Origin of the sequence: Hymenobacter frigidus (genome assembly GCF_014640435.1) — a bacterium.
Taxonomy (GTDB): Bacteria; Bacteroidota; Bacteroidia; order Cytophagales; family Hymenobacteraceae; genus Hymenobacter; species Hymenobacter frigidus.
Genome location: NZ_BMGY01000014.1, coordinates 58,965 through 82,957, shown reverse-complemented (window position 1 = coordinate 82,957; position 23,993 = coordinate 58,965). Strand labels below are relative to the sequence as shown.

Below are 23,993 nucleotides of genomic sequence, written 5' to 3'. Positions count from 1 at the left end.
TTTCAACCCTTTCTTTTTCAACGATGAATAACTGCTTCTCCCGATTGCTACTGTCGCTGCTGGTGCTACTGGGCCTCTGCGGCTCGTCCGTGGCGGCTGCCTCACCCACCGGCCAGTCGTTGGCCGAAGTTCTGAACTCCGATGGTACGCTGAAAGCTGGTGCGGCCGGTTCGTTCGATGCTCGGCAGTTTCGGGTGGGCACTGGGCCGAATGGCCGGCCCACATTTTGGCCGGCGGGCACCTTGGGGCCCGGCGACGAGCGGTGGCAGAGCGGGTTTGGGCTGCCTGGCAATGGGATGGACGATGATGTTGCAGTGATAGCAGTAGCCAGCAACGGTGACGTGTATGCAGGTGGAAGCTTTACCCAGGCTGGTGGGATTGTGGCAAACAACGTGGCCAAATAAAACGGCACCGTTTGGAGCAGTTTGGGCACGGGCACCGCCAACGGCGTGAATGATGCCGTCAGTGCGCTGGCTTTAGCTAGCAATGGCGACGTGTACGTGGGCGGTGGATTCAGAACAGCCGGCGGGATTACTGCCAATTATGTGGCCAAATGGGACGGCGCGGTTTGGAGCAGTTTGGGCACGGGCACCGCCAACGGCGTATACTACCGCATTGGTTCGAGGCCCGCTGGCAGCGTCATTGACTTTGCCTTTGCCAGTAATGGCGACCTGTATGTGGGCGGTTCATTCCGCTTTGCGGGGGGCAGGGTTGCCGAAAACGTGGCTAAATGGAACGGTACAGCTTGGAGTAGCCTGGGCACGGGTGTCGCCAACGGCGTAAGCGGTACTGTTCATGCACTAGCCGTGGCTGGCAATGGGGACTTATATATGACCGGCGAATTCATAGGAGCTGGTGCAATCACGGTCAATCACATTGCCAAGTGGGACGGCAGCGTTTGGAGTGCCCTGGGTGCTGGTACGGGTGGGGGGTTTGGCAACAGTGGCTTGGCCTTGGCACTGGCCCGCAACGGTGTCGTGTACATGGCCGGCGTATTCGAGCAGGCCGGCGGCGTTGTGGTCAACCACATTGCCAAGTGGGATGGTACCGCTTGGAGTACGCTGGGCACTGGCCTAACCAACGGGGTAAACGGGGGGCGGGCTGCCGTTCGTTCCTTAGCACTGGCTAATAATGGGGACCTGTATGTCGGCGGTAGGTTCCTTCAGTCCAGCGGAGTTGTAACCAATAATGTGACTCGGTGGAATGGTACCACCTGGAATACTTTGGGCACCGGGCTCAATAGTTATGTTGATGCTTTGGCCTTGGGCACCAACGGTCAACTCTACGTCGGGGGGGAATTCACTACCACCGGTGACGGCGGCAAGGCCATGGCCCATTTTGGCATCTACGACCCCAACGCCCCGCTGGCAGCTAAAGCATCAGCTCGCACCGCGCCCGTCGCCCTCTTCCCCAACCCGGCCCACGGCACGGCCACGCTGCGCCTGCCCGCCGGCACCCCCCGCCTGCCCCTCCTCCTCACCGATGCGCTGGGCCGCATCGTGCGGCGCTACCCCGCCCCGGCCGGCCCCGATGCCACGCTGGACCTGCGCGGCCTGCCCGCCGGCGTGTACATGGTGAGCTGCGGCCAGGTCACGCAGCGCCTGGTGGTGGAGTAAGGGGTTTGAATTCGATTTTTCTGCGATAGCAAAAAGCCTGCTGGCCAATTGGTCAGCGGGCTTTTCTATTGCGCAAGTGTCTGAATTACAAGGCGGGCTTGGGTGCGGGCAAATCAAACGCCACGGCGGCGTGCTCAAAATGGCCTTTGTGCGAGCCGTCGCAGAAGGGCTTTTGCTTGGAGAGGCCGCAGCGGCAGATGCTGATGCGCTGGCGGCCGCCGAGGCCGTACGGCTGGCCGTCGGCGTCAACTAGTTCGATGTCTTCGCCCTCTACGCGGAGCGAGCCGTTGGAAAGGACAGTGAGTTTGGTGGCCATGAGAAAAGAATTAAAAATTGAGAATTAAAAATTAAAAATCAGCGTGAGCAGCAAATTGCAGAACTACAGCTCCTTCCGCATTACGTAGTCGTTCATGAAATACGGTCCAATGGGTACGTCTACTTCACTATGGCGGGCAAAGCCGCGCCGCTCGTAAAACGCAATGGCGGGATTGTAGCGGTTCACGTTCAAGTCCAGAAACTGGCCGCCAGCCTGGCGGGCGGCGTTTTCTACGGCCTCAATCAGGTGCAGGCCCAGGCCCTGGCCTTGCTTGGTAGGCAGCACGTAAATCTTGTGCAGCTTGAAGCCGGCCGCGTCATCTTCTGCGGCCGGCAGCGGGCTGAACGAGGCGAACCCCGCCGGCTCGTCCGCCACGTAGGCCAGCAAAAACGAGTGGTGTTTCTCCGTGATTTGCCGCTTCAGCGAAGCCGGCGAATAAATAACCCGGTACATATACTCCAGCTGCTCGCCCGAGATGATGAACCGGTAGGTGGGCTCCCAGGTGGCTTCGGCCAGCTTGATAATGGTCGGGATGTCGTTGAGCGTGGCGGGCTCAATGCGCGGCGGCGCGGTAGGGGCGTCAGAAGTCATAAGCGGTAAAACACGAAATTGGGGCGAAAAAACTGAAACCAAGCCGCCCGCTCCGATACGGATGGCCGGCCCCGTGCGTTATGAGGCCTGTTTTCGCCACCCTTATTCCGAATTACGATGAAATCTGCTTCATTCCTGGTGCTGCTCACCAGTCTTGGCTTTGCCAGCCAGGCCCAACCCCGCGCCCCTGTTGCCGATAGCCTGCGCCGCCGCGAGCCCTCCAGCAAATCCAGCGCCCGCACCCACCAAGCCGCTGACAGGCGCACCGCCTCGGCCGCCGACGCCGCGCAACAGCGCCTGCTCAATGCCGACGTGAACCTGGCCCAAACCTCGGCCGACCAGCTGCCCGACCTCTACGACCATTTTATCAGCACCACGCGCGACGAGCGCCGCCGCTGGCGCTCCCAGGACTGGGACGCCGCCGGGCGGGTGCTGGCCCGGCTCAACCAGCGTTATGAGGCGGTGCGCACCGACCTGCCGCTGGAAGAGCGGGTGCGCATTCGTTCCCTCCAGGGCGAGTTCCACGCCCTACGCGGGGCACGTCGGGTTACTGACTCACTCGAATAGCCCCGGCCGACTCATTGTGCCTCTAGCCAGTGCTGGGCGTCTTTTTCATTCGAAAACAGCGCGATATGAATCTGGTTTCGCATGGCTTCTACAAACTCCTGGCTCACAATCTGGGCCTCCAGCGAAGGGGAGAGGATGTAGGCAATTGCTTTGATGCCAACCTTTACGGCTTGGGGCATCCACTCGTATTGCAGCCAGGGCAGCGCTTCGCTCCAGTCGCCGGTAGCGTCGCGCTTGTCGTTGAGCACCCGCGTAAAACTGTGTTTTTTCAGACATTGCGTTCCCTTTATTACACCCCGAATGACCTCCGCAGCAGTAAGATTGCCGTGCCAGCGAACATATAGAAACGAATGTTGGGGAAAAAAGTAGTACTCGGCCAGGGGGGCACCATAGCTGTCGGACAGCGTGAGCAAGGGAATTGCGTCGGCGGTAATCATAATAGCGGCGGAATACAGAATCCCAAACATACCGACTATTGCCTGTATTATTTGTCTGAGAAGCTGTCTGAGTTAGCTAGAATCATTTTGAAATGGTCGTGCTCATCTGGCGTCCGCTTGTCGAAGCGGTAGAGATGCTTCGACAAGCGGACGCCAGATGAGCATGACCGTTTTATTAACATCAAACAGCTTCTGAGCCAATTACGGTGGACCGGTACTATCTTTGAAGTCGGGCTTTCTCCCGTATTTATTATTCTTTAGCGCATGCACATTGCCATCGTCGGCAACATTGGGGCTGGCAAAACCACGCTGGCTCATAAGTTGGCTCAGCATTTTCGCTGGGAAGTATTTTTGGAAGACGTGGACGACAATCCTTACCTGAAGGATTTTTACCACGATATGCCCCGCTGGGCTTTTCACCTGCAGGTGTATTTTCTCAATGGCCGTTTCCGCCAGACCCAGCACATCAAGGAGCTGCAAAAGGCGGGGCGGGGCATCATTCAGGACCGCACCATCTACGAGGATGCCCACATTTTCGCGGCCAACCTGCACGAGTCGGGCCTGCTCGAAACCCGCGACTACAACAACTACTACGCGCTGTTCGAGTCGATGATTGACCTGGTGGCCCCGCCCGATTTGCTGCTCTACCTCCGTGCCGACCTGCCCAAGCTCGTCAGCCAAATTGAGAAGCGCGGCCGAGACTACGAGAACAGCATCAGCATCGAATACCTCAAAAGCCTCAACGAGCATTACGAGAAGTGGATAGCCGGCTACAGCGCCGGCCGCTGCCTCATCGTAGACGTGAACGAGCTCGATTACGTGCACAACCCCGAAGACCTGGGCACCATCGTCGACAAGATTAACAACACCTTGTTCGGGCTCTTCTAAGAGCGTGCAGCAGCAGGTAAAAAAGGACGTTGGGGAAGCCTGGCGTCCTTTTTTGGTTTGAAAGAACAGAGTAGCGGCCCAATACGCTGTGCCGCTGCACCAAGGGCGTGTAGCGCAGCAGTTTCACTACTCCAAATCTGGCAGCGCTTCGTTAAGAAAGTCGACCAAGGGCCGGGCGGCGGCAATGGCCGCCACTACCTGCGCCACAAAATCCGGGGCCAGTACCTCTGCATCACTATAAAACCGATTCAGGCCCAGGGTTTTCAGCCGCAGCCATGCCAGGTCCGGGTCGGTGGCCGCGTAGCCGCGGGGCGGGCGGGTCAGCTGCAGGCCCGTGGTGTCGAGGCCCGCAGGAAAGTAGCGCAGCAGTTCCGGCCCCTCCCGCCGCCGATGAAACTCGGCCCCGTTGTAGTGGATTTCCTGACGCATGGCCGCCAGCATAGACGGAGTGGGATGGAATGTGCCCGCCCCCAGCCAACTCTGCCCCTCGGGCTGAATGGCCAGAAAATACCCGGCGCGGGGGGCGTGGCGGCCCCCACGCTTCAGGCCCGCGCCCATGCGCCGCTTGTAGGGCTCAGGGTCGCGGTGGGCCCGGTCGTTTTTATGCAGCCGAAACAGGACGTCAGTGGTCGTGAGCTGCGCCAGGTCGGGGTCGGTGGCGGCTGCCTGGGTCAGTACCTGGCGCACCAGCTCGGTGCAGGCGGCGCGGGCACGCTGGTAGTCGGGGCGATGCTCGGCCATCCAGGCCGTGGTATTGTTGGCCGCGAGCCGGGCCATAAAGTCCAATAGGTACGCTAAATCCATGCGAATACCGGTGTGAGTAGCTCCGGCCCAGCAGAACGCACCTGTAGGCTGCCAAGTTGCGCCCCGGTTGGAATGCGGCTATTTCCGACTGAGCACCGTCACGGCATCGCCCACCCGCAGGCGGCCCTGACCGGGGCCAGTCACGTTCTGGCCAAACAGCGTGCTGCTTTCGGCCATGCGGTAGGTGGCCAGCGTGCGCAGGGGCTCGCCAACGGGGCTTTTAGCGGCCGTCTGTTGGTCGATAGTCGTGAGTACGCAGCGGCCGCAGCCCCGCACCGCCCGAAACGGTACGCCGCCAACAGCAAACTCCTCCCAGTTGTCGTCGTCGTATGGGGTGCCGCCGCCAAACACTAGGTTGGGCCGGAAGCGGTTCATAAGTACCGGCTGGGCCAGGCGGGCGTTCAGGTCATTTAGAGCGGCTTCGCCAATCAACAGGAAAGGGTAGCCGTCGGCAAAGCTCACGAGCTGGCCTTCGGGATTGTGTTCCGGCTCCACATCGCGCCGCACCATATCGGACATATACACCAAGCGGCAGGGGCGGCCCAGGGCTTCGGCCAGCCACTCATCGGCCTCGGGGGTACCGCGCCAGGCCCACGCCATGTCATCCCAGATGGTGACGAACAGCGTGCGGTCGGGCGTTGCTTCAAAGGGAATGAATAAGGGCAGCAAATCGGGCCGCTGGCGGTGGCTCAGCAAAAAGCCGTTGTAGGCCGGGGCTACGGCCAGCAGGGCCAGCTCAGGCTGCTGGCGCTGCGTCATGAAGCGGTTGCGCTCGTCCACGAGCAGCCAGCGGCGGTCGTGCCGCAGGCCCCGGGCAGTCACATTGGCCTCGGGCACCGCATAGCCCCCGAGGGACTTTACAGGGTAGAGGTACAGGCCAGTAAGGGTAAGGGAAGCAGACATGGGTATAAAAGTACCAGCAACTATTTAACTCGCCGCAATGCGTGGGCCCAAGTGGTGCGGCCGGTTATTCTACCACCAATAAGTCGGCCCCGCGTACGAAAGCTACCTGGCGCTGCCACTCCACCCGGTACCAGATATCCTGGTGGCCTAGCACCGGCAGCCGGTCGCCCAGGGCGGCCGTGCTGAGCCACGCGGCTCCCGCGCTAGGGCCGGCCATGAGCGCCGCGCCCGGCCGGGCCACCAGCCCCACCGGTTTGGGGTGCAGGAAATGCAGGTAAGTGCCCACCATGGCCACGTAGGCGGCGTAGCCCAGCCAGGCCCCCCGGGGGCTACGCCGCCACAGCAGCCACACGGCTATCACCACGGCCGCACCCAGCAGCACCTGCAGGCCCGGGTAGTAGTAGCGTTGCGCCTGCACTCTTAGGTCTTGCTGCCAGGTGGCTGGGTAGCCCACCAAGCGTTGCTGAGTGGCCAAGGCAGTCATTTGCCGCCAGGTGCGCACCCGTGGTTGGCGGGCCTGGGCCAAGCTTAAGTACAGCAAGGCAGCCGGGTAGTGGCCTAACTGCTGCTGAACGTAGGCCATTTTAAGCAGCACTTGCGGGGAAGCCCGCCTGTTTTCCCACACTTGCTGCCGATAAACAGGCCCCGATGCCTCATATTGCCCCGCCGAGAACAACGAATCGGCCCGCCGTAAGCCTTCGGGTGCCGCCGACGTACTGATTTGTGATTTTTTTTTGGCAGTTGGATTTGCACCCAAGCTACAGAGAGGCAGTAAGATTAAGAGGAAGAAAAAGCTTCGCACGGAAAGAGGGAGAGACTTTTTTTAAAGTCGGGGTTGTGTAGTCCAGGAGGCTATAGTACTTTTGTGCCACCAAAGAAGGAAACGCCCTTCCAAGGTGCAAGGTACCGATTCTGTAGCTCAGCTGGTAGAGCAGTACACTTTTAATGTACGGGTCCTGGGTTCGAATCCCAGCGGGATCACAGCAAAAGCCCCATTCTGGAAACAGAATGGGGCTTTTTCGTGGTGTTTGGGGGCTTCAGCTGCCGCTACTTTTCAGGCCGGGATTGGATAGTGGCAGGTGTACGAAAAAGCCCATCCCCCGCCGTGATAATTGGCTGGGTATGGTCTTTCAGATATGAAAAATTTTAGATTACGGGGTAGGCCTTGGCTGCATTTACTTGCAAACAGCTACTTCAGCAACTCGTGCAGCACGGTTTGCATGGAGAAGGTGCGGTTGCCGGCTTCCTGAATAATGAGCGAGCCGGGTGCGTCGAGCACAGCGTCGGACACTTCCACGTTGCGGCGCACGGGCAAGCAGTGCAGGAATTTGGCGTCGCTGGTCAGGGCCATGTGAGCGGGAGTGAGCATCCAGGCGGGGTCGTTTTGGAGCACCTGGCCGTAATCGAGGTAGCTGCTCCAGTTCTTGGCCTGCACGTAGTCTGCGCCTTCCAACGCCTTTTTCTGGTCGTATTCGATGCGGGCACCTTTGGTGAATTTAGGGTCCAGCTCGTAGCCCTCGGGGTGGGTAATGACGAAATCAACCCAATCGACTTCCGAAAACCAGTCACAGAAGGAGTTGGGCACGCATTGGGGCAGGGCGCGTACGTGCGGGGCCCAGGTAAGCACCACTTTCACGCGCTCCTTCTGTTTGGTTTCGGCCACCGTAATGAGGTCGGCAAATGACTGTAAGGGGTGCAGGGTGGCGCTTTCCAGGCTGATGACGGGCACCGTAGCGTATTGCAGAATCTTGTTGAAGACGACTTCGCCGTAGTCCTCCGCCTTGTCCTTGAGCGTAGGAAACGTGCGCACGCCCAGCACGTCGCAGTACTCGCTCATCACCGCAATGGCGTCCTTGATGTGCTCCTGGGTGCCGCCGTTCATCACCGCGCCGTCGGACATTTCCAGGGTCCAGGAGTCGGCCCCGGCGTTGAGTACCCAGGCTTGCGCGCCCAGGTTGTAGGCCGCCTTAATGGAGCTAAGCCGGGTGCGCAGGCTGGGGTTAAAAAAAATCAACCCCACGGTTTTGTTGCGCCCGATGTGCTGGTAGCCGTAGGGGTTGGCCTTGATTTCCAGGGCTTGCTGCAAGAGGGCTTTGTAGTCGCCCGCATCGGCGAAAGAGGTGAAGTTTTTCATGGCATCTAAACAACCTGCTTTATTACTGTGGCTTGAATAGAGTTTTGAAGAGGATTCTCAGGTAGCGCATCATCTGATAACGCTCGACTCATTGGCTTCTCAGATACATAAAATGAGGGCGGTGGTCTAAAGCGAGATGATTTTGAATCTGATGATACCAAAGCGGCTTTCGAAAAAGCGGCTTTTACTGCTCCCCAAAAGCGTGTTCTGCTTCTCGACTAATTGATTAAATTTTGGTTTTTATCCTGCTTCAGACCACCGCCACCTCGTTTAATTTTGTCTAGGTACTTAGTCCCCCCTCTCCACGGGAGAGGGGGCTAGGGGGTGAGGTTTCGTTGGTCAACGCAACCAGCGCCCCCAAAAACCGGTCAACCTCCGCCTTCGTGATATTCAGCGGCGGCAGCAGCCGCAGTACCGTGGGGTCCGACGCATTACCTACGAAAATGTGGAACTCCGAGAGCAACTTGTCGCGCACCTCCTTGATGGGGAAGCTGTATTTGATGCCCACCATGAGGCCCCGGCCCCGGATTTCTTCGGCCCCGGCGTGGGCCAGTAATTCCTGGCGCAGATACTCGCCCAGTTCGGTGGCGTGGGCTAGTAGGTTTTCCTCTTCAATAACTTCGAGCACGGCCAGGGCGGCGGCGCAGGCTAAGTGATTGCCGCCGAAAGTGGTGCCCAGCAGGCCATAGGAGGCTTTGAGCGCGGGCGAAATCAGAATGCCGCCGATGGGGAAGCCGTTGCCCATGCCCTTGGCCACGGCAATAATATCGGGCCGAATGCCGGCGTGCTGGTGGGCAAAAAACTTGCCGCTGCGTCCGTAGCCGCTCTGCACCTCGTCGGCAATCAGGATGATGTTGTGTGCCCCGCAGAGCAGTGCCAGGCCTTGCAAAAACTCATCGGAAGGCATGATGATGCCGGCCACGCCCTGAATCGGCTCCACGATAACGGCGCACACGTCGCCGCCGCGCAGGATTTCGGCCACCGCCCGCAGGTCGTAATCAACGAAGGAAATGGCGTGGCCGGCGTTGAAAGGCGCCACGATTTTCGGGTTATCTGTGGCCGCTACCGCGCCCGAGGTGCGGCCGTGAAACGCGCCCTTAAACGCCACCACGCGGGTTTTGCCGGTGTGGAAGGAGGCCAGTTTCAGCGCATTCTCATTGGCCTCGGCCCCCGAGTTGCACAGAAACAGCGCGTAATCCTTATAGCCCGATACCTGGCCCAGCTTGTGCGCCAGCTGCGTCTGAATCGGAATCTGTACTGAGTTGGAGTAGAAGCCAATGTTCTGCAGCTGCTCGGTGAGGCGCTGCACGTAGTGCGGGTGGCTGTGGCCGATGGAAATAACGGCGTGGCCGCCATAGAAATCCAGGTATTCCTGGCCCTGGTCGTCCCACAGCTTCGCACCGAGCGCCCGCACGGGCGTGATGTTGACGAGCGGATAAACGTTGAAAAGCTCCATGGTTTTTTGAGCTGTTTAAGCCTGAATTAAGAACGTCATGCCGAGCGTAGCCGAGGCATCTCGCGTGCATTACTAAATCAATTGTCGCAACGGTTTTTGATTACTACCACAAGCGAGATGCCTCGGCTGCGCTCGGCATGACGTTGAGGTGTTGCATTACAAAAGCCCCGCTTTCAAATTCAGACCCGTCGTTTCCGGCAGCCCAAAAATCAAGTTCATATTTTGCACTGCCTGGCCCGAAGCACCCTTCACCAAATTATCAATTACCGACGTAACCAATAACTGCTTGCCTTGCTTCTGCACGTGCAGCAGGCATTTGTTGGTATTTACCACCTGCTTCAAATGAATTTCTTTATCCGAAACCGTAGTGAACGGCGCGTCAGCGTAAAACTGCTTATACAGCTCCCGTGCCTCATCCTGCGTTAAATCCGACGGCGTGTAGACGCTGGCGAAAATGCCCCGCGAGAAATTGCCGCGGTAAGGGATAAAGTGAATCTCGGCCTCTGATTGCGGCTGGAGCTGCGCCAGGCTCTCGCCGATTTCGCCGAGGTGCTGGTGCGTGAAAGGCTTGTAGATGGACACGTTGTTGGTGCGCCACGAAAAATGCACCGTTTCCGAGAGGCTCTGGCCCGCGCCAGTCGAGCCGGTAATGGCCGAAACGTGGATATCGTTGGTGAGCTTACCGGCCAGCGGCAGCAGCGCCAACTGAATGGCCGTGGCGAAACAGCCGGGATTGGCAATGCTCTGGGCCTGCTGGATGCGGCTCCGGTTCAGCTCCGGCAGGCCGTACACGAACTCGCGGCCTTCAAACTCGGCATCCGCATTCAGGCGGAAATCGTTGCTCAGGTCGATGACGTGCGTGGTGGCTGGCAAGACGGTTTTATGCAGCCATGATTTGGAATTGCCGTGCCCGAGGCACAGAAACACCACGTCCTCATCACCAGCCAGTTCAGACGTAAAAGCCAGGTCGGTTTCGCCTACCAGGTCGTCGTGCACCAGATGCACCGGGTTGCCCGCGTTCGACGAGCTGACGATGCCGCCCAATTCCACAAATTCGTGGTGCAGCAGAATGCGGATGAGCTCGCCGGCCGTGTAGCCGGCCCCGCCCACGATGCCGACCTTAATTTTCATCGTTGAGGCTGGCGCTAATCTTCAGCTGGTTGCCGAAAATCTTGATGAAACCCCGGGCGTCGCGGGCATCCCAGGCGTTATTTTCCTCGCCGTAGGTAGCCACTTTCGACTGCATCATATCATACCTGGACTCGATGCCGAGCAGCTCAAATCGATACGGCTTGAGGTTGACGAATACCTTACCCGAAACGTGGTTCTGCGACGATTCCAGGAAGGCTTCCATATCGCGCATCACCGGGTCAAGGTATTGAGCCTCATGGAGGAGCGTACCGTACCAGTTGGCGATGTAGTCCTTGTGCAGCAGCTGCCAGCGGGTGCTGGTGTGCTTCTCCAGCAAGTGGTGCGCCTTGATGAGGATAAGCGGCGCGGGCGCCTCAAAACCCACGCGGCCCTTGATGCCCAGAATGGTGTCGCCCACGTGCGTGTCGCGGCCGATGGCGAAGGCCGAACCTGATTCGTTCAGCTTCTGAATCAGGGCGATGGGATTCATTATTTCGCCATTGAGCGCCACCGGCTCGCCCTTCTCAAAGGTGATTTCCACGCGCTCCGAATCCTGTCGTTGCAACTGCGATGGGTAGGCGCTTTCCGGCAGCGCTTCGTGCGAAGTCAGCGTTTCGACGCCACCCACGCTGGTGCCCCAAATGCCCTTATTAATAGAGTAACGAGCTTTTTCCCAGCTCATTTCGAATCCCTGCTGGTGCAGGTATTCAATCTCGGCCTGGCGCGAGAGTTTCAGGTCGCGGATGGGCGTCAGAACCTCCGTGTTGGGCGCGATAACCGCGAAAGCCACGTCGAAACGGACTTGGTCATTGCCGGCTCCCGTGCTGCCGTGCGCGATGTAGTCGGCCTCGTTGGCGCGGGCATATTCGGCAATGGCCAGCGACTGGAACATGCGCTCGGCGCTCACGCTCAGCGGGTAGGTATCGTTTTTCAGCACGTTGCCGAATAGTAAATAGCGCAGGCAGTCGCGGTAAAACCGGTCGGTTACGTCAATTACTTCATGCTTCACCGAGCCCAATTCGTAGGCGCGCTTCTCGATGTCGGCCAATTCCTGGGCCGTGAAGCCGCCGGAGTTGACGATGACGGTGTGTACTTCCAGGTCGAGGTCGCGCGACAAATACACGGCGCAGAATGAGGTATCGAGGCCGCCGCTATAGGCCAGTATGGCTTTTTTCTTCATGATGCAGAATTGGGAGAATCGAGTTGCGAGGCGACGGTATTAAAATCGGGGATTTGAACCTGCACGAGCTTATCGGCCGCGTCGTAGAGCATGCCGGTGCAGAGGCACAGCTTGCGGTCGTTGTCCATCAGGATGCTGTAGTTTTTGCAGCTTTTGCAGCCTTTCCAGAAGTCTTCGCTGGCGGTGAGTTCGGAAAATGTGACCGGCTCGTAGCCCAAATCGGTGTTGATTTTCATCACCGCCAAACTGGTTGTGATGCCGAAAATCTTGGCCTGCGGATACTTCAAACGCGACAAATCAAACACGCCTTGCTTGATGGCGCGGCCCACGCCATGCTTGCGAATAGCGGCGTTTACGACCAGGCCAGAGTTGACGACAAAGGTCTTGTCGTCAAAGGTTTCGATGTAGCAAAAGCCGGCCAGCTCGCCGTCGACGAAGGCGATGATGCTGTCGCCGCTGGCCATTTTTTGGGCCACGTAGGCCGGTTCGCGCTTGGCAATGCCAGTGCCCCGCGTTTTGGCCGACTCGACGTACCATTGGCATAATAAGTCAGCGAACTGCGTGTCCGCTGCTGTTGCAACCCGAATTATCATTGATTATTAAAAACTTAGGGATAGACGCGCGGCTATCCGGACCACCCGTTTTGTGCGGGTTATTCCTGCTAAAGCCCAAACCTGTCGGTAAGTAGTGAGCGGATACTAGCCCGGCTCACGAGGGATGGCCCAGGGGCCAACATGCGGCTGTCGAAGCCGCTAGGGTCGTCGCACCAGGGCACAAGCCGTTTCGCACACACCCGCTACCCCCGGCCAGGCGGCGGGAGCAAGCAAAGCTGACGAAGAAACCGGGAGGCGCATGGCGGAAATTAGTCGATTCGGCGTTTTAACGAAGTGCCGAACCAAGAGGTTCAATTCTGCCGCAAAGGTAAAAGCCCTTACTTTTGCCTGCAACATTTCTGGTGTTAATTTTTGAAACAGCCACTGCCCGCCCTGGGCTTTGCGCGCATGCGAAGCAGTGATGAAGCCTGAATTAAAAATATTTAAAATCGGCGGCGGTATAATTGACCACGAGCCGGACTTATTAGAATTCTTGCGGCTATTTTCCGAAATAAGCCGGCCGAAAATTCTTGTGCACGGCGGCGGCAAAGGGGCCAGTGAAATGATGAGCCGCCTCGGCATTGCCCCGCGAATGGTCAGCGGCCGCCGCATCACCGATGCCGCCACGCTCGAACTGGTGACAATGTACTACGCGGGCAAAACCAACAAGCAAATCGTGGCTGCGTTGCAAAGTTATGGTGTTAATGCATTAGGTGTCAGTGGAGCAGATGGCAACGTGATTCGGGCTGTGAAACGCTCCGTGCGTGAAGTTGACTACGGGTTTGTCGGGGACCTGAGCGAGGCTAGTGTCGACGGTGGCCTCATTCACCAGTTCCTGACGTTGGGCCTGACACCGGTTTTTTGCGCAATTACCCATGACGGCCAAGGTCAATTATTAAATACTAACGCTGACACAATCGCGGCATCAGTCGCCAAATCGTTGAGCCAGCAATATTCAGTAGCATTACACTTTTGTTTTGAAAAAAACGGTGTTTTAGCGGATTTCAATGACGAACAATCCGTTATTTCAAAAATAACACCTGAAAGTTACGATGAGTTGAAAGCCCGGAAAATAATTTCTGATGGCATGTTGCCAAAATTGGAAAACGCGTTTGAAGCGTTGCATTTTGGTGTCAAAAAAGTAATTGTTGAACACGCGCTACATATTAATGGAGAGTTAAAAACAACGCTATGTCTGACGTAATAAATCAACTGAGCGATGAAGCCGTTGGGCTATTAACTCAGCTAATTAAAACGCCGTCTTTTTCCCGTGAAGAAGGCGTTGCGGCGACACTGATTCAGGAGTTCTTGGTGGCGCATGGTGTGGCGGTGCAACGGCAACAGCATAACGTATGGGCCGTTTCGGCCAACTTTAATACTGGTAAGCCGACGATATTGCTCAACTCTCACCACGACACGGTGAAGCCGGGCCTGGGCTGGACGTACCCGCCATTTGAGGCGGTGCAAGAAGGCGATAAGTTAATTGGCTTGGGTAGTAATGACGCGGGTGCTTCGGTCGTGAGTTTGCTGGCGGCATTTTTGTATTTGCAGGACAAGCCTAATACGTTTAATTTGATTTGTGCCATCACGGCGGAAGAAGAAATTTCGGGTGCGAATGGAATTCGGAGCGTGCTGCCGGAACTCGGAAAAATTGATTTAGGAATTGTGGGCGAGCCCACCGGTATGAACTTAGCCATCGCCGAAAAGGGCCTGATTGTATTAGACGGCACGGCTCATGGCAAAACGGGCCATGCCGCCCGGGACGAGGGCGAAAATGCCCTCTATAAAGCCCTGGAGGATATTAATTGGTTGCGGCAGTACTCGTTTCCTAAAGTGTCGCCGCTATTAGGCCCGGTGAAAATGACCGTGACGCAGATAACCGCTGGCACGCAGCACAACGTAGTGCCCGACCGCTGCCAGTTTGTGGTAGATGTGCGCCCGAATGAGCTATACCAGAACCAAGAAGTGGTTGCTATTATTCGGGCAAATGTGCAGTCGGAAATTGTGCCGCGCTCTACGCACTTAAACTCCTCGCGCATCAGCGAAAAACACCCACTGATTCGAAAGGGCATCGCAATGGGGAAGGCCGCTTATGGTTCACCAACGCTGTCGGACCAATCAATGATGCCGTTTGAGACGTTGAAAATGGGGCCGGGGGAAAGTGCCCGCTCACACACACCGGATGAATTTATTCTGGTGAGTGAAATTCGAGCGGGAATTCGGGATTATATTGAATTGCTGACGGATTTTAGTTTTTAGTTGCCAGAGCACGCTATGAAAATTTGGGAGAAAGGGTTTTCGGTGAACGAGACCATTGAAAAATTTACCGTGGGCCAGGACCGGGTGCTGGATATGCACCTCGCGCCGTTTGATATGCTGGCCTCAAAAGCCCAGGCCAACATGCTGGCTAAAGTGGGCCTGATATCCGACGCGGAGCGGCAGCAACTGATTACGGGGCTGGATGAGCTGCTGGCGCAGGTGGCAGCGGGCACGTTTCAGATTGAGGACGACTTTGAAGACGTGCATTCCAAAATCGAGTATTACCTGACCGAAAAATTTGGTGATGCGGGCAAGAAAATTCACACTGCCCGCTCGCGTAATGACCAGGTGCTGACTGCCATCCAACTGTTTATCAAAGATTACACGGAGAGGATTTCGGCCAAAGTACTGGCGCTGGTGGAAGTACTCTTACAGAAAGCAGAAACTCATAAAAATGACTTGCTACCGGGTTACACGCACTTCCAGGCGGCCATGCCGAGTAGTTTCGGGCTGTGGTTTTCAGCCTACGCCGAGCATCTGTTGTTGGATTTAGCACTGTTTGAGGCCGCGCACACGGTGGCCGACCAGAACCCGTTGGGCTCGGGCGCGGGCTTTGGTAGCAGCTTCCCGATTGACCGCGAGACGACGACGCGGGAACTGGGTTTTGGCAGCTTGGCTGTGAGTGCGGTGGGTGCCCAAATGCTGCGCGGTAAGACGGAGAAAACACTAGCTTTTGCCATTGCAGGTGCGGCGGGTACGCTGGGCAAAATGGCGTATGATTTGGTGCTTTACAATAGCCAGGACTTAGGGTTTGTGAATCTGCCCAAGGAGTTTACGACAGGCTCCAGTATTATGCCGCACAAGAAAAACCCCGACGTATTTGAGTTGGTGCGGGTGCACGCCAACCGCTTGCAGGCGCTGCCCAACGATATTATTCTGGCCACCAGTAATCTGCCCAGCGGCTACCACCGCGATTTTCAGTTGCTGAAGGAGCTGCTGTTTGGACCCATGCTGGAATTCGTCGACTTGCTGGACATACTTCTGTTCGCGCTGCCCAAAATTCAAATTAAAGCTGGTGTGATTGAGCAGGCGAAATACGACCCAATTTTTTCGGTTGAAAATATCAACCAATTAATTGTTTCAGGGGTGCCATTTCGGGATGCCTATCAGCAAGTGGGACGGGCCGTGGAGGACGGTAGCTACGTGCCGTGCCGCGAGTTTTACACCACGCATTTGGGCAGCATCCACAATCCGGGCTTGGCGGAAATCGCGGCAAAAATTGCGCGGTGGAAATCGGGAAGTGCGCTGTTTTCAAAAAAGAACGAGGGCTGAACGCCATGCTGAGCTTGCCGAATCCGCCCGCGGTATCGGCCGTGACGGAAATATACTTAGTGAAGTTAGAGCTCGCGCCAAGGGTGGCGGCGGAATAGGCCACACCCTCACCCAAACCGATTTTGTTGAGTCTGTTGGGATTGGGAGCGCGCATGTTGTCGAGGGTGCGGGCGCTGGCCGTAAGCCAAAGTTTGTCGAAAAATTCGTAGCCTATTTGCGCGCTGAAGGTGGACTGGTCGGTGAAACCGGCGGTGCGGGTGTTGTAGCCGGCTTCGAGGGTGAAGAAGGTAGGGGCATAAGGCGTTGAAGGTTGCGATTTTCCGATTAAGTAGTCGCGCATAAGTAACCGTAGTCAACCAAAAAGAACGTCATTCCGAGCTTGCTGAGGAATCTTGCCGGAGTCATCCGCGCCGCCCACTGGCGCGAGCGAGATTCCTCGGCAAGCTCGGAATGACGTTCTTCTTTATCCGGTTACTTATGCGTGGGCACTTAGACGAAGGCTAAATACAAACCTTACATGCCGGATATAAGTACATTTTGGGCGATTAAAAAGCCTGTCGGCATATTGTAATTTTGCCGGTTTGCTGGCCCCTTATTGTTTCCATGATTACTGCTTTTCCCCTTTGCCACCGCCGCGTCTGTTTTCTTGGCTTACTGATTGGCGCATTGCTGCCGGGGCGAGGATGGAGCCAAAGCCAGCGCCCGCTCGTAATGCTGCAGGATTCGCTGAGCGAAGAGGTGCTGGTGACCGCTACCCGTACCAACTCGCGCATCGAGAACCTGCCCACCCGGGTGGAGGTGCTGGGCGCAGAGGAAATGGAGGAGGAAAGCAGCATCAGGCCGGCTAGCATTGCCAGCTTGTTTGGCGACATTGCCGGGGCCCAGATTCAGCCTACTTCGCCCACCACCGGCAACCTCGATTTGCGGCTGCAGGGACTGCCAGGGCAATACACCCAGATTTTGCGCGATGGCGTGCCGCTGTACGGCGGCTTTGCGGGCTCGTTTGGGCTGCTCACCGTGCCGCCGCTCGATTTGAAGCAGGTGGAGCTGATAAAAGGCTCAAATTCGACCCTCTATGGTGCCGGGGCCATTGCCGGCCTGGTGAACCTGGTGAGTAAAAGGCCCACGCTCGGTACGCCGCAATACGCCGTGGGCATCAACCAAACCACGCTGCGCGAAACCGATTTAAACGGGTTTGCGGCCCGGCCGGGGCAGCGCTGGGGCTTTTCGGCGTTTGTGGGACTGGTCAATCAAAAGGAAAAAGACGTGGATGGCGACGGCTTCGCGGATGTGCCCCGGGTGCGCAGCCTCACCCTGCACCCGCGCCTGTTTTTCTACCCCAATGCCCACAGTTAAGTGGCGCTCGGTTACACTGGTAACCTAGAAAGCCGCCGCGCTGGCGACTTGCAGGTGCTAAAAAACGGCCCTGATGCCGCTACCGGGCGCTTATTTTACGTCGACAATAGCAGCCTGCGCAACACCGCCGACCTGCTCTACACCAACAACGAGTTGGCCGGCGGAAGCCTGACCGTGAAGGGCGCCGTACTTGCCCGTAGGCAAATACGGCGCTGGCTGCCTGCGGGCTACTGCGCAATGCGCTGGCTAAACGAGCCCGCTGCCGTGATGAGCCGCACAATGTAGATGCCCGTGGGCAGCGAGCGTAAGTCCAGGGCCCATTGGCCGGTCTGGGAGGCATCGGCAGGGCAGGGCACCTGCTGCAGGCGACCCAAAGCATCGAATACCCGCACGGCGGCAGGACCCTGCGCCAGGGTTTCGGCGGGTAGGGCGGTGCGCACTACCCATTCCTGGGCCGAGCGGCCGGGGTACACGGCTAGGCCTTCACCCTTGGCCAGGCCCCGCTTCACGTTCCGTACCGGCGAGTAGGTAGTGGTTCCGTCCAGGTCTACCTGGCGCAGGCGGTAGTAACTGGTGCCGGACAGCGGCTGCTCATCGGTCAGGTCGTAAGTGGTGCGGGCCTGCGTGGAACCGGCGGCGGCTAAGGTGCCCAGTCTATGAAAGATTTTGCCGTCGGCCGAACGCTCTACCACAAAGCTGTGGCTGTTTTTCTCTGAAGCCGTTACCCAGTGCAGGGCCACCCCCTGCTGGGCCGTGTTCGTGGCGGTGAATAGGATAAGCTCGACGGGGAGCGGTGCGCAGGTACCCACCAGCACATCGCAGGCCCCCTCATTAGCATTGTTACCGGAAACCGGTCCTGGGCACCCTTGGGGTTGCTGCTGCTGAGAGCACACCGTGGTAACAAGGGACGAGGCACAGTTGGTGGCCAGCTTTCTAACGGCCCCATTGCCACCAAATACACACCCGATAATGCGGACGCTGCCCGTACCGCAGAGCGTATTGTTGGAGCCCCCTTTGGTGAGGTCGACGCTGCCGTTGATGAATACTTGGCTGTTGTCGGTGATAAAGGAATTGATTAGTACCAGATTGCAGTCGGTCGTCAGCGAAGTTGGCTCCGTGGCACTGAGCGGGTTGGCTATCATAACAGTTGCTTTATTCACTGTCAGTTGGGCCACCTGCAGCGTACCCCCGGGCTCAATCGTCAGTTGGGTCGCTGACTGATTCCCACTACCGTCGCCCAGTATCAGGTCGGCTCCGCCTATCAGCGAGCCGCTGTTCTGAATGTCGATGGAGCCACCCTTGGCTAGGGCATAGTTCACATTCAGCGTAACGGTGAAGCCATTTATGATAATGATGGCATCGGTGTTAGAAGTTGGGGTATCGCTACAAGTAGCATTGGTAGTAGAGCTTACCCGCCACGTACTGGTACTGGAAAAAAGCCCGTCACTAATGGCGGTGTAAGTGCATTGAGCTTGGGTCGTGAAGGCGAGTAAGCCATTTAAAATGGCACTAATTATCAAAGGAGTAAAGTATTTTTTCATGGCTGATTAGGATGTAGTTGACCTGTGGCTGATTAGGATGTAGTTGACCTGTGGCTGATTAGGATGTAGTTGACCTGTGCTAGGAATTATTTGCTTAATGCCAAAATTAAAAAAAAGATTCATTAATCAAATAATAAGTTGTAATAATGCAAATCACGCGCGATTGCTTTCAGCCTAATGGGATTAAATTTTTTATAGGTAAAATGTTATTATAGTGTAAATTGCATTGTGACACTGAGGCGATTAATTGGTATTTTATGCAGAAAAAGTTTTAACCAGAGTTCAATTGCCTTTTCAAAAGTTGGCTTAACTCCACACCAGTACCAATGTGCCGGCCAGGATAAGGCCCGCGCCCAATGCCCCGCGCACGGAAATGGTTTCGCCTAAAAAAGCCGCGGCCAGCAGCAGAGACAGCGCCACACTCAACTTGTCTACCGGTGCCACTTTAGTTACCGGGCCTAGCTTGAGGGCTCGGAAATAGCACAGCCACGACGCCCCCGTGGCCAAACCCGATAGCACCAGGAATACCCACGTGCGCTGCGTGAGGGCTGGCAGCCCGGCCGTGGCCCCGCGCGCAAGGGCAATGCCCCAGGTCAGCAACAGAATAACCACGGTGCGAATGGCCGTGGCCAAATCCGAGTCGACTCCTCGGATGCCGATTTTGGTGAAAATGGTGGTAAGGGCCGCAAAAAGGGCTGATAATAGGGCGTAGGGAATCCAGGAGGCCATGGTGGGGAGGGGCGTAAGTGGCAGTAGCTTGCGTTGAAGAACGGGCGATTCCAGGCATGCATAAGTTGGTGTGCCTGCGCTTTTGTCCCGTCAAAAGCAGGCATCGGCAGAGCCTTTATGTGGTTTTATCTGTTACCTTCTCGACCATGCTCAACCCCGTGACCGAATCTGCCCCTGACTTCCGCCGACCCGACTTGCTGCGCCTCGACTACGATACCTACCGCGCCCTGCCGGCCATTGCCAACTCCGACCTCTCGCGCCTGCGCGATGCCCTCGATGGCCGTCCGCCGCGCCCCCAAACCGGTTCCAACGCAGGGGCACTCAGTTTTGGCACCGCCTTTCACACGGCTTTGTTGGAGCCCGACGACTACGTACCGGGCCAGCCCGGTCTCAACGATACTTTGGTGTGGTGGCTGGTGGAAGGCGTGAAGATGAACTCGCAACTGACTGATTTGCTAGAGCAGGGTGCCTCAGAGATGAGTGTGCTCTTTACCGAGCCTCAGACTGATACGCTCTGCAAGTTGCGCGCCGACCTTGTGGTCGACCAGCCCGAGCAGCCCTTCACCGTTATTGACTTCAAAACCACCATGGCCCGCGACGCCGAGCACTTCCTGTGGCAGTGTTCAGCTTACGACTACGACCGCCAGGCTGCCTTTTACACCGATGCCCTGCGCGCCGAGCGATTCCTGCTAGTAGGCGTGCAGAAAGTAGAGCCCTTCGGGGTGTTTACCATCGAAGTGAGCGAACAGATGCTGGCCGAGGGCCGCCAGAAATACCAGCGCCTGTTGTGCCTGCTCAAAGCGCCCGCTACCGCGCCCCCTTATCGTGCCGAAGCCGTGCAGGCCGCCGTGGATGCGCTGGACCCGGGCCGGAACGAGGAAATGCGCTAACCACAAAATATTCAGGAATGAAAATCCCTTCACGCATACGTGGAGGGATTTTTTTATGATAATAACTTTTACTTACTGATTAGTAAGTAAGTTGTATATTTGCCCCGCTATGTCAATCCAATCTTCTGTTGCTCTCATTCCTGACACCCGTACGCGCATACTCGACTTGGCAGAAACGCTTTTGCTCGAGCGTGGCTTCAATGCGTTCAGCTACCAGCATCTGGCCCGGGAATTGGGCATGAAACCGGCCGCCATTCACTACCATTTTCCCAGTAAGGATGACCTGGGCACGGCGCTGGTAACCCGGCAGCTGCGCCGCCTGCGCAAGTGGCGCGACCTGCCCCGCGTAGCCGACCTGCCGCCGAACGAGCAGCTCGAAGCCCTGTTTGCCGTGTATGACAACCACCTCGGCCACGACCGCCGCGTGTGCCTCTTTGGAGCGCTGGCCGCTGATTTTCTCACCCTGCCTGCCCCCATGCAAGCCGAGCTGCGCACCTTCAACCGGGAGCTGACCGAGTGGCTGGCCCAGGTGCTGGCCGTGGGCCGCGCCACCGGCACGCTGCGGTTTTTGGGTAGTCCTGCCGCCAAGGCCGCCCAAGTGCTCACCACCCTGGCCGGAGCCCTGCAAGTGGCGCGGGTGCACGATGAGACGCCTTTTCAAGTCATCGTGGGCCAGCTTCGGCTGGAGCTTTTTGCCTGATGCCGCCGCTTGGCCAGCGCGTCAGTGCAACGAATTAAAGCATCCCTTTCACCATTGAATTGCATCATCATGACCAATACTTATTCCCCCGTCCATCAGCTGTTCATGCCTGAAACGCCGTCCATTCCCGCCCCACAAATCCGCTACCCGTCGCCGCCGCCCGGCCTGCGGTGGCTCCGCTGGCAGATGAAAGTGCTGTGGGCTGTGGCTCCCAAGCTGGCGTTTCGGCAGGCGTGGCAGCTGTTTGTTACTCCGCGCCGCTTACCGGCCAAAGACTGGGAAGGCCCCGCGCTGGCCACGGCTACCCGCCGCACCGTGCCCTACGCCACCGGTCCCGTGGCCGTGTACGAGTGGGGCCCGGCCACTGCGCCGGCCGTGGTGTTGGTGCACGGCTGGGAGCTGCGAGCCAGCTTTTGGCGGGCCTGGGTGCTGCCGCTGCGGGCCGCTGGCTACCGCGTGGTGGCCCTGGATGGGCCCGCGCACGGTGCCTCAGGCGGGCGGCAGGCTACGCTCACGGACTTTGGCGGGGCGGTGCAGGTAGTGCTCGATACGGTGGGGGAGGTGCGCGCCATTGTGGCCCATTCGTTTGGAGCGGCGTCGGTGGCGGGGCTGCCGGTGCGGCTGGCTGGCCGGCCGCTGCCGCGCCTGGTGCTGCTCAGCGCCCCGGTGAGCCCCCGCGTGGTGGCTGCGCGCTTCGTCGATTTTCTGTATTTATCGAACGACCTGGTGGGGCGCTTTGCCGACCATATTGAGCGGCGCACCGGTCGTTCCGCCGACTCCTTCGCTGTTGCGGCCGCTGGCCCGGGCATTGGGGCCGAAAAAGTGCTGGTAATGCACGACGAAGGCGATGAAATTATTCCTTTTGCCGAAGGTCAGCAGATTGTGGCGGCCTGGCCCGGCGCGGTGCTGCACGCCACCCGCGGCCTGGGCCACAACCGTATTCTGCGCGATGCCGCCGTGGTGCAAACTGCCATAGCGTTTATCGCGTAGCGCCGGGCCGCAACAGCCGAATTCAGTTGGCTCTTGTTGTATTCAATTCACCAATCCAAACCACCTATTCCATGGTAAAAGTTGCTCTTTTAGTGCGTCTGGAAGTAAAGCCGGGCCACGAACAAACCGTTGCCGATTTTCTGGCCGGTGCCCTGTCCATTGTGGAGGCTGAGCCCGCTACTGCTACCTGGTATGCCTTGCGTCTCGGGCCGTCCACGTTCGGTATTTTCGATACTTTTCTCGACGAAGCCGGCCGCAAAGCCCACCTCGCCGGTCAGGTAGCCGCTGCTTTGGGCACCCACGCCGACCTCTGGGCCAGCCCGCCCCACATCGAAATGGTGGATATTCTGGCTTCGAAAGGCGCGTAAGCACCTGCCGGAATGCCTCCAAAGTAAAGCGTCATGCTGAGTGAATTCGAAGCGTTTTTACTGCAATACTAAATATAATTAGTAGCGTGGCAGAGCTGCTTCAACTTCGCTTAGCATGACGCTTTTTTACGGTGAACGGTGCCGGGACCGTGCCCCTGAATCACCTCAAATACTATCCATTCCTTCGGCCGCCAGCTGCCTCAGCACTCCGCGCAGCCCGTCTGCTTCGCTCACCAGCCGGCCGATGTGCTGCACGTACTCCGCTTCAGCCCGCAGGTCGCGCTTTAGCTGGCGCAATTCCAGCTCCTGCTTTTTACCCGAGGCAGTGATGAAGCCGTTGGGGCCATATTTCAGCTCGTTCATTTCCTGCTTTAGCTGGATTTGCTGCTGGAGCAGGGCGCGGGTGTAGCGGGCCAGCACGTCGTCGGCGGCCGCATCGGTGGGGCCCGATTCGGCCAGCAGCTGTAGTAGCGTGTAGAGGTCGTCGGCCTCGTAGGCTTCGGTGATGCGCTGCATCTGAGCCGTTTTATCGGCTTGCTTTTCGGGGTCGCGCTCCAGGTCGGGGTGATGAGTGCGGGCCAGTTGGCGGTAAATGGTTTTGGTATTGGATTCGAGTTGTTTCTGGTCGGCCTGCGCAGCCTGCGCGGCGGTGTCTTGTTGGCGCTGGGCTTTGGTTTTGCGGCGGGCGCGGGCAGCCGCGGCGGCTTGCTCATGGGGCGGCAGGGTCGGGTCGGGCACGTAGCGGCTGTCGGATTCAGAAGCGGAATTGCCTGCAGCGCTAGTGGCTGACTTAGCAGTTGAGCGATGGCCGGCCGGCGCGTATTTGCCAATAATTGCCGCTTCATCTTCGCCAAACCGTTCTTCCAGGTTCCGGGCATTGCCCAAAATCACGGCCGTAATCTGCTGTTCCTCCAAGCGGCTGAAGTAGCTCAGGAGCAGCGCCCCTTCCAAAGGTGCGTACAGCGCGTGGCGGGCGGCTACCACGGCCGTAGCCGCCGGGCCTACCTGCTGCCAGTAGCGTCGGCGGGCTTCGGCCTGCTCGGCGCGGAGGTCGCGCAACCGTTCGCGCAGATTTTCGACATCCAGAATGGCCTGCCGAAAACCTTGCTGAGCGGGTGAGCCCGTTGCTTGCTCGGCTTGTCTAACGAGCACGGTAATGGGCGCGGGATGCGCAGAATCAGCTTTTTTCATCATTAGCAAAGGTAAGTGTAG

27 protein-coding genes and 1 tRNA gene are annotated in these 23,993 nt (G+C 57.9%); 14 read left to right on the top strand and 14 right to left on the bottom strand.

What is annotated here, in order from left to right:
• Positions 1–23: 23 nt before the first annotated feature.
• Both IEW17_RS09560 and IEW17_RS09555 read left to right on the top strand, forming a co-directional pair.
• Positions 24–404: a hypothetical protein gene (locus IEW17_RS09560; protein WP_188561816.1), complete on the top strand. Its 381-nt coding sequence runs from the start codon at positions 24–26 to the stop codon at positions 402–404.
• A gap of 21 nt (positions 405–425) precedes the next feature.
• Positions 426–1,616 (top strand): T9SS type A sorting domain-containing protein, encoded by a 1,191-nt coding sequence (locus tag IEW17_RS09555; protein ID WP_188561815.1) that lies wholly within the window; start codon positions 426–428, stop codon positions 1,614–1,616.
• 85 nt (positions 1,617–1,701) lie between these two features.
• Here IEW17_RS09555 and IEW17_RS09550 read toward each other — a convergent pair whose 3' ends face one another.
• The gene (locus IEW17_RS09550) at positions 1,702–1,932 is read right to left on the bottom strand and encodes a CDGSH iron-sulfur domain-containing protein (protein WP_188561814.1); all 231 of its coding nucleotides are present in this window, start codon (positions 1,930–1,932) and stop codon (positions 1,702–1,704) included.
• A gap of 63 nt (positions 1,933–1,995) precedes the next feature.
• Entirely contained in the window at positions 1,996–2,523 is a 528-nt protein-coding gene (locus IEW17_RS09545) for a GNAT family N-acetyltransferase (RefSeq protein WP_188561813.1), read from the bottom strand.
• A 117-nt stretch (positions 2,524–2,640) separates the two neighbouring features.
• Here IEW17_RS09545 and IEW17_RS09540 point away from each other — a divergent pair, with 117 nt between their 5' ends.
• On the top strand, positions 2,641–3,090 hold the full coding sequence (locus IEW17_RS09540) for a hypothetical protein (protein WP_188561812.1): 450 nt from the start codon (positions 2,641–2,643) through the stop codon (positions 3,088–3,090).
• 11 nt (positions 3,091–3,101) lie between these two features.
• Here the strand turns inward: IEW17_RS09540 and IEW17_RS09535 are convergent, their stop codons facing one another.
• A complete protein-coding gene (locus IEW17_RS09535; RefSeq protein ID WP_188561811.1) occupies positions 3,102–3,527 on the bottom strand; it encodes an STAS/SEC14 domain-containing protein in 426 nt (141 codons plus the stop codon).
• A 264-nt stretch (positions 3,528–3,791) separates the two neighbouring features.
• Here IEW17_RS09535 and IEW17_RS09530 point away from each other — a divergent pair, with 264 nt between their 5' ends.
• A complete protein-coding gene (locus IEW17_RS09530) occupies positions 3,792–4,415 on the top strand; it encodes a deoxynucleoside kinase (RefSeq protein ID WP_188561810.1) in 624 nt (207 codons plus the stop codon).
• 126 nt (positions 4,416–4,541) lie between these two features.
• On the opposite strand, the gene IEW17_RS09525 is transcribed toward IEW17_RS09530, so the two are convergent.
• The 3 genes from IEW17_RS09525 to IEW17_RS09515 form a co-directional block, all read right to left on the bottom strand.
• Positions 4,542–5,219: a DUF2461 domain-containing protein gene (locus tag IEW17_RS09525; protein ID WP_188561809.1), complete on the bottom strand. Its 678-nt coding sequence runs from the start codon at positions 5,217–5,219 to the stop codon at positions 4,542–4,544.
• 78 nt (positions 5,220–5,297) lie between these two features.
• Entirely contained in the window at positions 5,298–6,122 is an 825-nt protein-coding gene (locus IEW17_RS09520) for an MOSC domain-containing protein (protein ID WP_188561808.1), read from the bottom strand.
• A 64-nt stretch (positions 6,123–6,186) separates the two neighbouring features.
• Entirely contained in the window at positions 6,187–6,705 is a 519-nt protein-coding gene (locus IEW17_RS09515) for a hypothetical protein (protein ID WP_188561807.1), read from the bottom strand.
• 325 nt (positions 6,706–7,030) lie between these two features.
• On the opposite strand from IEW17_RS09515, the gene IEW17_RS09510 reads away from it, so the two are divergent.
• A tRNA-Lys gene (locus IEW17_RS09510) sits at positions 7,031–7,103 on the top strand.
• Positions 7,104–7,311: 208 nt separating this feature from the next.
• Here IEW17_RS09510 and IEW17_RS09505 read toward each other — a convergent pair.
• From IEW17_RS09505 to IEW17_RS09485, 5 genes are all read right to left on the bottom strand, one after another.
• Positions 7,312–8,256, bottom strand: a complete 945-nt coding sequence (locus IEW17_RS09505; protein ID WP_188561806.1) for a Rossmann-fold NAD(P)-binding domain-containing protein — start codon at positions 8,254–8,256, stop codon at positions 7,312–7,314.
• Between the two features lie 280 nt (positions 8,257–8,536).
• Complete coding sequence (locus IEW17_RS09500; RefSeq protein WP_188561805.1) at positions 8,537–9,712, bottom strand: aspartate aminotransferase family protein; 1,176 nt, start codon at positions 9,710–9,712, stop codon at positions 8,537–8,539.
• Between the two features lie 156 nt (positions 9,713–9,868).
• Positions 9,869–10,843, bottom strand: a complete 975-nt coding sequence (gene argC, locus IEW17_RS09495; RefSeq protein ID WP_188561804.1) for an N-acetyl-gamma-glutamyl-phosphate reductase — start codon at positions 10,841–10,843, stop codon at positions 9,869–9,871.
• The gene (gene argG / locus IEW17_RS09490) at positions 10,833–12,023 is read right to left on the bottom strand and encodes an argininosuccinate synthase (protein ID WP_188561803.1); all 1,191 of its coding nucleotides are present in this window, start codon (positions 12,021–12,023) and stop codon (positions 10,833–10,835) included. Before argG ends, argC begins: the two co-directional genes overlap by 11 nt.
• A complete protein-coding gene (locus tag IEW17_RS09485; RefSeq protein WP_229748923.1) occupies positions 12,020–12,616 on the bottom strand; it encodes a GNAT family N-acetyltransferase in 597 nt (198 codons plus the stop codon). Before IEW17_RS09485 ends, argG begins: the two co-directional genes overlap by 4 nt.
• A gap of 400 nt (positions 12,617–13,016) precedes the next feature.
• Here IEW17_RS09485 and argB point away from each other — a divergent pair, with 400 nt between their 5' ends.
• The 5 genes from argB (at position 13,017) to IEW17_RS09460 (ending at position 17,848) form a co-directional block, all read left to right on the top strand.
• Complete coding sequence (argB, locus tag IEW17_RS09480) at positions 13,017–13,820, top strand: acetylglutamate kinase (protein WP_229748922.1); 804 nt, start codon at positions 13,017–13,019, stop codon at positions 13,818–13,820.
• Positions 13,808–14,875: a M20 family metallo-hydrolase gene (locus IEW17_RS09475; protein WP_188561802.1), complete on the top strand. Its 1,068-nt coding sequence runs from the start codon at positions 13,808–13,810 to the stop codon at positions 14,873–14,875. The genes argB and IEW17_RS09475 overlap by 13 nt, the downstream gene beginning before the upstream one ends.
• A 15-nt stretch (positions 14,876–14,890) precedes the next feature.
• Positions 14,891–16,207 carry an argininosuccinate lyase gene (gene argH / locus IEW17_RS09470; RefSeq protein ID WP_188561801.1) on the top strand — a complete coding sequence of 439 codons (1,317 nt, stop codon included), beginning with the start codon at positions 14,891–14,893 and terminating at the stop codon, positions 16,205–16,207.
• A gap of 603 nt (positions 16,208–16,810) precedes the next feature.
• Positions 16,811–17,563 (top strand): TonB-dependent receptor plug domain-containing protein, encoded by a 753-nt coding sequence (locus tag IEW17_RS09465; protein WP_188561800.1) that lies wholly within the window; start codon positions 16,811–16,813, stop codon positions 17,561–17,563.
• Positions 17,564–17,848, top strand: a complete 285-nt coding sequence (locus IEW17_RS09460) for a hypothetical protein (protein WP_188561799.1) — start codon at positions 17,564–17,566, stop codon at positions 17,846–17,848.
• On the opposite strand, the gene IEW17_RS09455 is transcribed toward IEW17_RS09460, so the two are convergent.
• Together IEW17_RS09455 and IEW17_RS09450 are read right to left on the bottom strand one after the other, a co-directional pair.
• Positions 17,791–18,882, bottom strand: a complete 1,092-nt coding sequence (locus IEW17_RS09455; protein ID WP_188561798.1) for a T9SS type A sorting domain-containing protein — start codon at positions 18,880–18,882, stop codon at positions 17,791–17,793. The two genes, IEW17_RS09460 and IEW17_RS09455, sit on opposite strands and share 58 nt — an antisense overlap.
• Before the next feature lie 528 nt (positions 18,883–19,410).
• Positions 19,411–19,833 (bottom strand): EamA family transporter, encoded by a 423-nt coding sequence (locus IEW17_RS09450; protein ID WP_188561797.1) that lies wholly within the window; start codon positions 19,831–19,833, stop codon positions 19,411–19,413.
• A gap of 146 nt (positions 19,834–19,979) precedes the next feature.
• On the opposite strand from IEW17_RS09450, the gene IEW17_RS09445 reads away from it, so the two are divergent.
• The 4 genes from IEW17_RS09445 to IEW17_RS09430 all read left to right on the top strand — a co-directional run bounded on the left by IEW17_RS09445 (position 19,980) and on the right by IEW17_RS09430 (position 22,781).
• Positions 19,980–20,723 carry a PD-(D/E)XK nuclease-like domain-containing protein gene (locus tag IEW17_RS09445; RefSeq protein WP_229748921.1) on the top strand — a complete coding sequence of 248 codons (744 nt, stop codon included), beginning with the start codon at positions 19,980–19,982 and terminating at the stop codon, positions 20,721–20,723.
• A gap of 109 nt (positions 20,724–20,832) precedes the next feature.
• On the top strand, positions 20,833–21,423 hold the full coding sequence (locus IEW17_RS09440; RefSeq protein ID WP_188561795.1) for a TetR/AcrR family transcriptional regulator: 591 nt from the start codon (positions 20,833–20,835) through the stop codon (positions 21,421–21,423).
• Between the two features lie 69 nt (positions 21,424–21,492).
• Positions 21,493–22,413: an alpha/beta fold hydrolase gene (locus IEW17_RS09435; RefSeq protein ID WP_188561794.1), complete on the top strand. Its 921-nt coding sequence runs from the start codon at positions 21,493–21,495 to the stop codon at positions 22,411–22,413.
• 71 nt (positions 22,414–22,484) lie between these two features.
• Complete coding sequence (locus IEW17_RS09430; protein WP_188561793.1) at positions 22,485–22,781, top strand: putative quinol monooxygenase; 297 nt, start codon at positions 22,485–22,487, stop codon at positions 22,779–22,781.
• A gap of 165 nt (positions 22,782–22,946) precedes the next feature.
• On the opposite strand, the gene IEW17_RS09425 is transcribed toward IEW17_RS09430, so the two are convergent.
• Positions 22,947–23,975: a J domain-containing protein gene (locus IEW17_RS09425; RefSeq protein WP_188561792.1), complete on the bottom strand. Its 1,029-nt coding sequence runs from the start codon at positions 23,973–23,975 to the stop codon at positions 22,947–22,949.
• Positions 23,976–23,993 lie beyond the last annotated feature (18 nt).

What these genes read in the sequence shown, in the direction of transcription:
- IEW17_RS09560 (WP_188561816.1), top strand. Translation starts at nt 24, where the DNA reads ATGAATAACTGCTTCTCCCGATTGCTACTGTCGCTGCTGGTGCTACTG.
- IEW17_RS09550 (WP_188561814.1), bottom strand. Translation starts at nt 1,932, where the DNA reads ATGGCCACCAAACTCACTGTCCTTTCCAACGGCTCGCTCCGCGTAGAG.
- IEW17_RS09545 (WP_188561813.1), bottom strand. Translation starts at nt 2,523, where the DNA reads ATGACTTCTGACGCCCCTACCGCGCCGCCGCGCATTGAGCCCGCCACG.
- IEW17_RS09540 (WP_188561812.1), top strand. Translation starts at nt 2,641, where the DNA reads ATGAAATCTGCTTCATTCCTGGTGCTGCTCACCAGTCTTGGCTTTGCC.
- IEW17_RS09535 (WP_188561811.1), bottom strand. Translation starts at nt 3,527, where the DNA reads ATGATTACCGCCGACGCAATTCCCTTGCTCACGCTGTCCGACAGCTAT.
- IEW17_RS09530 (WP_188561810.1), top strand. Translation starts at nt 3,792, where the DNA reads ATGCACATTGCCATCGTCGGCAACATTGGGGCTGGCAAAACCACGCTG.
- IEW17_RS09525 (WP_188561809.1), bottom strand. Translation starts at nt 5,219, where the DNA reads ATGGATTTAGCGTACCTATTGGACTTTATGGCCCGGCTCGCGGCCAAC.
- IEW17_RS09520 (WP_188561808.1), bottom strand. Translation starts at nt 6,122, where the DNA reads ATGTCTGCTTCCCTTACCCTTACTGGCCTGTACCTCTACCCTGTAAAG.
- IEW17_RS09515 (WP_188561807.1), bottom strand. Translation starts at nt 6,705, where the DNA reads ATGGCCTACGTTCAGCAGCAGTTAGGCCACTACCCGGCTGCCTTGCTG.
- IEW17_RS09505 (WP_188561806.1), bottom strand. Translation starts at nt 8,256, where the DNA reads ATGAAAAACTTCACCTCTTTCGCCGATGCGGGCGACTACAAAGCCCTC.
- IEW17_RS09500 (WP_188561805.1), bottom strand. Translation starts at nt 9,712, where the DNA reads ATGGAGCTTTTCAACGTTTATCCGCTCGTCAACATCACGCCCGTGCGG.
- argC (WP_188561804.1), bottom strand. Translation starts at nt 10,843, where the DNA reads ATGAAAATTAAGGTCGGCATCGTGGGCGGGGCCGGCTACACGGCCGGC.
- argG (WP_188561803.1), bottom strand. Translation starts at nt 12,023, where the DNA reads ATGAAGAAAAAAGCCATACTGGCCTATAGCGGCGGCCTCGATACCTCA.
- IEW17_RS09485 (WP_229748923.1), bottom strand. Translation starts at nt 12,616, where the DNA reads ATGATAATTCGGGTTGCAACAGCAGCGGACACGCAGTTCGCTGACTTA.
- IEW17_RS09475 (WP_188561802.1), top strand. Translation starts at nt 13,808, where the DNA reads ATGTCTGACGTAATAAATCAACTGAGCGATGAAGCCGTTGGGCTATTA.
- argH (WP_188561801.1), top strand. Translation starts at nt 14,891, where the DNA reads ATGAAAATTTGGGAGAAAGGGTTTTCGGTGAACGAGACCATTGAAAAA.
- IEW17_RS09465 (WP_188561800.1), top strand. Translation starts at nt 16,811, where the DNA reads ATGATTACTGCTTTTCCCCTTTGCCACCGCCGCGTCTGTTTTCTTGGC.
- IEW17_RS09450 (WP_188561797.1), bottom strand. Translation starts at nt 19,833, where the DNA reads ATGGCCTCCTGGATTCCCTACGCCCTATTATCAGCCCTTTTTGCGGCC.
- IEW17_RS09445 (WP_229748921.1), top strand. Translation starts at nt 19,980, where the DNA reads ATGCTCAACCCCGTGACCGAATCTGCCCCTGACTTCCGCCGACCCGAC.
- IEW17_RS09440 (WP_188561795.1), top strand. Translation starts at nt 20,833, where the DNA reads ATGTCAATCCAATCTTCTGTTGCTCTCATTCCTGACACCCGTACGCGC.
- IEW17_RS09435 (WP_188561794.1), top strand. Translation starts at nt 21,493, where the DNA reads ATGACCAATACTTATTCCCCCGTCCATCAGCTGTTCATGCCTGAAACG.
- IEW17_RS09430 (WP_188561793.1), top strand. Translation starts at nt 22,485, where the DNA reads ATGGTAAAAGTTGCTCTTTTAGTGCGTCTGGAAGTAAAGCCGGGCCAC.
- IEW17_RS09425 (WP_188561792.1), bottom strand. Translation starts at nt 23,975, where the DNA reads ATGATGAAAAAAGCTGATTCTGCGCATCCCGCGCCCATTACCGTGCTC.